The sequence below is a fragment of the Streptomyces sp. 13-12-16 genome (assembly GCF_002114215.1).
GTDB lineage: Bacteria > Actinomycetota > Actinomycetes > Streptomycetales > Streptomycetaceae > Streptomyces.
The window spans coordinates 1-6,481 of the sequence record NZ_NCTE01000132.1 but is presented as its reverse complement, the minus strand read 5'-3'; the positions used below and the strand labels follow the sequence as shown (position 1 = coordinate 6,481).

Sequence of the window (6,481 nt, the reverse complement as noted above, 5' to 3'; positions counted from 1 at the left end):
GTGGCGGTGTGGGCGGAGGAGCGCGGGTTGTACTCGGCCTGCCACTGCATGCGGTAGCGGTCGACCTGGTCGGCGCAGGCCGTGCGGGCGTGGAAGACGGCCGTGTCCTCCCCGAGGTCCGGGTACCAGAGGTTCGGGCCCGGGAAGCGCACGGTCCGCACCCGCGGGCGGATCGGCTCGGCGCACCCCATGCAGCAGCCCTCCGGCACCATGAGCGGGATGCCGCCGTCCTGCTCGGGCCAGCGGGGTCCGCCCTCCCAGCGGTACTCCCCGTGGTGGCAGGGCGGCAGCTCGCCGCAGGCGCGGCAGACGGCGTAGTGCTCGGGGAGGACCCGCCAGTCGTGGCTGGCGGGAGCGCACCAGTGCTTCGGTGTGGAACGGGGCAGGTTCTCGTTGCGCAGCACCAGCACCACCGGACGCTTGTAGAACTCGGCCCGCTCGGGGGCCGGTTTGACCGCCTGGTTGTTGGCCCGGCGCAGTTCGTTGGCGTGCCACCACAGTTCCACGTGGTCGCGCCACGCCTTCTCGTAGGAGTCCGGCCACCAGTTGCTCGGGTAGCCGTTGATCTCCAGGATCCGCCACCCCTGCCGGTCCAGTACCACGATGGAGCCGGCCCGCAGGCGCATGTGCGTTCCGTTGTCCCCCTCGTCCGGCCAGTCGTGACGGCCGATACGAGTGGGCTGGTCTGGGAGCCACCTGCGAACCTGCATGTCATGCTCCTCGGCAACGAAACTTCATAGTTTCAACTGGGGCAGTGGGCAACATTCTGAACAATCGGGACGTTTAGGTCGCTGTAGACACGCGCACGCTGCTGACAGCAGATGATCGAAAAGGTCTCCCGCAGCATCGTTTTCTTTCGCGAGGTCCCTTGTCACCAGGCACTTTCGTATTTCGGGCCATCGACGGGGGTGGACTTCACAGAGGCCGGGGCAGCGGCTTCGTACCCCGGTGATGGACCCCGACACTCACCCGTACGTGTGATGGCGTTCAGGCTGTCGCCACTCCGTACGTGTGCATCACCTCGCGGGACCGTCACCCCGCGCGCCCGGAACGGGGCCGAGCGCCGGCCTCTGGAGCTCTCCGTCCTCGGCCAGCCGTTCCCAGGGCAGGTCCCGCAGTGAGGGCTCCGCGTCGCAGCCGGACGGTACGCACGGAGAGGACTGGAACCAGACGACGGTGAGGCGGGAGCGGTACAGGGAGCGGTCGCGGGCCGGGTCGAGCGCCTCGGACCGGAAGCTGCCGACGCACGTCACGGCGGGCAGCACCTCCACGGGGCCGAAGGCGCCCGCGTACTGGTCGGGGTACTCGCGCGGGGGCGGGATCAGGTGGACCGGGGTGCCGGGGAAGGCGCGCTCGGCGGACCGGAGCAGCCGGTCGACCTTCCTGTCGTTGAGGGGCTTGCACGGGTAGTCCTCGAGCGGTCCGCCGTACGTCGACGACATCCACAGCTCGGAGAGGTCGACCGGGCGGCCGGAGCCGAGGAGGACGCGGGCGAGTGACATGGTCGGCGCTTCGGGGCGGTGGTGCATCGGGGTCTTTCGGTTTTCCGGTGGGAGCGGGGCGGTCAGGGGCGGTGCCCCGTCATCCGCGCCGCCGACGCGATCGTCGCGCGGGCTTCGCGTTCGGACAGGCCGGTGCTGAGGGCCGCGCCGACCAGGGGGTCCACCAGGGCCGGGCCGATTCCGTCCTCGTAGGCGCGGCAGGCCGCCCAGAACAGGCGGGTGTTGCGCTGGCCCTCGTGCGCCGCGAGGACGAACTGGATCAGGCCCTGGCCGTGTCCGTCGGCCGGTGGGGACGCCGGGTGGTGGGTGCGGGGCGGCGGGAGGAGCAGGCGCAGGAGGGCGGGCGGGCAGGGCGCCGGTGCCAGGCGCGCGGTGCCCGGGGCGGTGGTGTAGGGGCCGTGGTCGGTGTGGGAACCGGGGCCGACGAGATAGCCGCCGGCGCCCCGGATGTCGATGCCGGGGGCCAGCCGGCCCGCGGAGTTGGGGACGACGACGTCCGGCGGGCCGCTCAGCCACAGGTGACGGCCGCCGCTCGGGGTGAGGACGATCACCGTGGCGGGGATCGTGAACAGGTGGCGCCGGGCCAGTTCGCGCAGGGCGGCGAACGAGTCCGTACCGGTCTTGGTGTCCAGGTCGACGCCGATGAGGTGGTGCGGGGGCAGTCCGCAGGCGATGCCGTAACCGGTGGCGCGGGGTGCGGCGGCGAACAGCGCGCGGATGCGGGCGGGGTCGGTGGAGGCGTCGTGGACGCCGTGGCCGAAGCGGCCGCACTCGCCGTGGCAGGGCGGACTCGACGGCTCCGGATCGTCCCGGTGCGGGGAGCGCAGGGCCGGGAGTTTCGTCCGGGACAGGGGGATGACGGCCAGTCCGCGTTCGGCGGCTGACAGGGCGTGCGCGAGGGCCAGGGTCGCGGCCTGCCGGTCGGTGGTGGCCATGCCTCTATTTTCGTACACATGTTCGAGGAAGGGAAGGGGGGCGCGCGTCGTGCCGGGGCGGGAGCGGTGGGCGGCAGGAGTGGCGGAACGCTTCGTCCCTTACGGGAGCGGGGCGGGGTCTTCCTCCCGGAAAGGGGTGGGATCCAAGGGGCGCGTCGGGGTTTATCGCCTTGTCGTCACGCTTGCGTGCGAATGACGGTGTCCAGGGTGGTTCGCCGGGGATTTCCTGGGCAACCCTGATCTCGCGACGTCGTGCACGGCACCGGGGCGGGGGGACGACTTCCCTGGTGACAGCCGTACTTCACACGCGCACGGTCATGGGCCGCACAGGGCCATGAGCCGGTGCGTCCTTGTTCTGGAGGGAACACAACATGGCAAGCATCCGTACCGCCCGCGTCATCGCCGCGATCTCCGCCCTGCCGCTCGCGGCCGCCCTCTTCACCGGCGTCGCGGCGGCGGACAGCGGCGCCGTCGCGGACGACGGATCGAACGCGACGGCCACGAGCTCCGAGGTCGACGCCCTGGGCAGCGGTGTCGGCGGCGACAACTTCGGCAACTCGGCCACCACGCAGCAGCAGGCCACCGGATCCGGCGCCACGAACCAGAACAACACCGCCCAGGTCACCGGCTCCGCCTTCACGACCGTCAACCAGGGCAACGACAACGTGGTGATCGGCTTCACCCCGCTGTGGTGAGGCCGGTGCCCTGACCGCGCGGGTGTGCTTCGTGGGGTGCGGGGCGTCCGGGCGGCGGTGCTCCGGTACCGTCGCCCGGTCGTTCCGGGGGCGGACCCTCAGGGGCCGACCCGCAGTACCCCTCACCCGCCGGTCCACCTTCAGGAGGTGCAGCCGGCCCCACCCCTACAACCTGAGGGGGACGTGCCTTCGGGACCTGCGGGCGATCCGCCGGACCGGCCCCGCTCATAGCGTTGAGCCATGACCACACCCGTCTGCACCAGCGCTTCGAAAGCCGCCACTCCAGCGACAGCGGCGCAGACCCTCCCGTACCCGTCGTTCTCGTCGTACATGAGGGCTCGCCAGCCGGTGCTCCTGCGTACCGCCCGGTCGCTGACCGGGAATCCGAGCGACGCGGAGGACCTGCTGCAGACCGCGCTCACCAAGACGTACGTCGCCTGGGAGCGCATAGAGGACCACCGGGCACTCGACGGCTATGTGCGCAGGGCGCTGCTGAACACGCGCACCTCGCAGTGGCGCAAGCGCAAGGTCGACGAGTTCGCCTGCGACGAGCTGCCCGAGCCCGACCCGGTGCCCGGCGGCGACGACCCGGCCGAGCAGCAGGCGCTGCGCGACGCGATGTGGCGGGCGATCATGCGGCTGCCCGCGCGGCAGCGGGCGATGGTCGTGCTGCGGTACTACGAGGACCTCAGCGAGGTGCAGACGGCCGAAGTGCTCGGCGTCTCGGTGGGCACGGTGAAGTCGGCCGTGTCGAGGGCGCTCGGCAAGCTCCGCGAGGACGCCGAACTGGGGCTCGTCCGCGGCTGACGCGCGCCGGCCCGCCGACGCGGCGTGATCGATCATTCGCTCCCCTAGTGACATACCGCGCGGTATGTGCGCAGAATCAGCGCAACTCTTACCGCCCCGCAGGCAATGTCGCCCAGGAGGACGCCGTGCTGAGCACCATGCAGGACGTACCGCTGCTGATCTCGAGGATCCTGACCCACGGGTCGACGATCCACGGCACCTCACAGGTGACCACCTGGACCGGCGAGGGCGAACCGCACCGCCGCTCCTACGCGGAGATCGGCGCCCGGGCGGCCCAGCTGGCCCACGCCCTGCGCGACGACCTCGGCGTCACCGGCGACGACCGGGTCGCCACCCTCATGTGGAACAACGCCGAGCACGTCGAGGCGTACTTCGCGATCCCCTCCATGGGCGCCGTCCTCCACACCCTGAACCTCCGCCTGCCGGCCGAGCAGCTCGCGTGGATCGTCAACCACGCCGCCGACCGGGTGGTCATCGTCAACGGTTCGCTGATCCCCCTCCTCGCGCCCCTGCTGCCGCACCTCAAGACCGTCGAGCACGTGGTCGTCTCCGGCCCCGGGGACCGTTCCGCGCTGGCGGACGCCACCGCGCGGGTGCACGAGTACGAGGACCTGCTCGCCGGGCATCCCGTCGCCTACGACTGGCCGGAGCTGGACGAGCGCGCCGCCGCCGCCATGTGCTACACCTCCGGCACCACGGGCGACCCCAAGGGCGTGGTCTACAGCCACCGCTCCATCTACCTGCACTCCATGCAGGTCAACATGGCGCAGTCGATGGGCCTGACCGACCAGGACACCTCGCTGGTCGTGGTCCCGCAGTTCCACGTCAACGCCTGGGGCCTGCCGCACGCCACCTTCATGACCGGCGTCAACATGCTGATGCCGGACCGCTTCCTGCAGCCCGCCCCGCTCGCCGGGATGATCGAGGGCGAGAAGCCGACCCACGCCGCCGCCGTCCCCACCATCTGGCAGGGGCTGCTCGCCGAGCTGACCGCCAACCCCCGGGACGTCTCCTCCCTCACCCAGGTCACCATCGGCGGCTCCGCCTGCCCGCCCTCCCTGATGGAGGCGTTCGACAAGCTGGGCATGCGGGTCTGCCACGCCTGGGGCATGACGGAGACCTCCCCGCTCGGCACCATCGCCCGCCCGCCGGCCCACGCCGTGGGCACCGAGGAGGAGTTCGCCTACCGGCTGACCCAGGGCCGCTTCCCGGCCGGCGTCGAGGCCCGCCTCACCGGCCCCGGCGGCGAACGCCTCCCCTGGGACGGCGAGTCCGCGGGCGAGCTGGAGGTGCGCGGCGCGTGGATCGCCGGCGCCTACTACAACGGCCCCGACGCCGAACCCCTGCGCCCGGCCGACAAGTTCAGCGAGGACGGCTGGCTGAAGACGGGTGACGTGGGCACGATCTCCGCCGACGGCTTCCTCACCCTCACCGACCGCGCCAAGGACGTCATCAAGTCCGGCGGCGAGTGGATCTCCTCGGTCGAGCTGGAGAACGCGCTGATGGCCCACCCGGACGTCGCCGAGGCCGCCGTCGTCGCCGTCCCGGACGACAAGTGGGGCGAGCGTCCGCTGGCCACGGTCGTCCTCAAGGAGGGCTCCACCGCCGACTTCACCACCCTGCGGGCCTTCCTCCAGGAGGAGGGCAGGATCGCCAAGTGGCAGCTCCCGGAGCGCTGGACGGTGATCACGTCGGTGCCGAAGACCAGCGTCGGCAAGTTCGACAAGAAGGTGCTGCGCAGGCAGTACGCCGCCGGGGAGCTGGACGTCACCCGGCTCTGACACCGGCGCGCACCGGGCGGTGAGGCGGACCTCACCGCCCGGTGGCGTGCGGCTCCGTCACCGGCGGACGGGTGAGCCGTACGGCGACGGCCGCCATGGCCGTCACTGCCGTTACCACCGTCACCGCCGTACCGCCGTGCTCCCCCACCCCAGCGCCAGCCAGACCGCCGCCACCGCCGACACCCCGCCCCAGCCGAAGTGGGTGAAGGCGGTGCCCGCGAGGGCCGAGGCGGTGGCTCCGCCGGCGAAGCCGGAGACGACATAGGCCGTGTTGGCGACGGCCGGGCTGGAGGTGGTGGTCAGGGCGAGGGTCTGGTTGGCGACGTGGGAGGCGACCAGGGCCGCGTGGATCGCGATCGCGGCGACGAACAGCGCCCAGATGACCTGCCCGCCCAGCCAGAACAGCGGCACGGAGACGGCCGCGAGCAGATACGCCCCCCGTACGACCCTGGCGGCACCGAAACGGTCGACCAGCCCGCCCGCCAGCGGTGCCACCGCGCTCGCCGCGAGCCCGAAGAGGCCGAACAGTCCGGCGGTGGCGGTGGACAGGCCGTAGGCCGGGCCGGTCAGCAGCAGGGCGAGCGAGGTCCACAGGGCGCTCCACGCGCCGAACATCCCCGCCTGGCGCACCGACGCGCGCCACAGGTCGGGCGAGCGGCGCAGCAGTCCGGGCAGCGCGGCGAGGCCGCCGAACGGCGAGCCGTCGCGTCGGCGCCGCCCGGACGGCAGGACGAGGGCGGTGGCGGTGCCCAGGGCGAGGG

The 6,481-nt window shown here is 72.1% G+C and carries 5 protein-coding genes and 2 pseudogenes; 3 read left to right on the top strand and 4 right to left on the bottom strand.

Translation table 11 applies throughout. The features are described from left to right. The 3 genes and pseudogenes from B7767_RS06145 to B7767_RS06135 form a co-directional block, all read right to left on the bottom strand. Window positions 1–710: pseudogene (locus B7767_RS06145) on the bottom strand (hypothetical protein); the annotation flags it as partial. 306 nt (window positions 711–1,016) lie between these two features. After that, window positions 1,017–1,502 carry a hypothetical protein gene (locus tag B7767_RS06140; protein ID WP_085571233.1) on the bottom strand — a complete coding sequence of 162 codons (486 nt, stop codon included), beginning with the start codon at window positions 1,500–1,502 and terminating at the stop codon, window positions 1,017–1,019. A 62-nt stretch (window positions 1,503–1,564) separates the two neighbouring features. Further along, window positions 1,565–2,437, bottom strand: a complete 873-nt coding sequence (locus B7767_RS06135; RefSeq protein WP_085571231.1) for a bifunctional DNA primase/polymerase — start codon at window positions 2,435–2,437, stop codon at window positions 1,565–1,567. Between the two features lie 371 nt (window positions 2,438–2,808). Between B7767_RS06135 and B7767_RS06130 the strand changes: the two genes are divergently transcribed. The 3 genes from B7767_RS06130 (at window position 2,809) to B7767_RS06120 (ending at window position 5,720) form a co-directional block, all read left to right on the top strand. Continuing rightward, complete coding sequence (locus tag B7767_RS06130; protein WP_085571230.1) at window positions 2,809–3,132, top strand: hypothetical protein; 324 nt, start codon at window positions 2,809–2,811, stop codon at window positions 3,130–3,132. 240 nt (window positions 3,133–3,372) lie between these two features. After that, the gene (locus B7767_RS06125; RefSeq protein ID WP_085571229.1) at window positions 3,373–3,939 is read left to right on the top strand and encodes a SigE family RNA polymerase sigma factor; all 567 of its coding nucleotides are present in this window, start codon (window positions 3,373–3,375) and stop codon (window positions 3,937–3,939) included. 137 nt (window positions 3,940–4,076) lie between these two features. Next, entirely contained in the window at window positions 4,077–5,720 is a 1,644-nt protein-coding gene (locus B7767_RS06120; protein WP_085571232.1) for a long-chain fatty acid--CoA ligase, read from the top strand. Between the two features lie 120 nt (window positions 5,721–5,840). Here the strand turns inward: B7767_RS06120 and B7767_RS06115 are convergent. After that, window positions 5,841–6,481, bottom strand: a pseudogene (locus B7767_RS06115) (hypothetical protein); the annotation flags it as partial.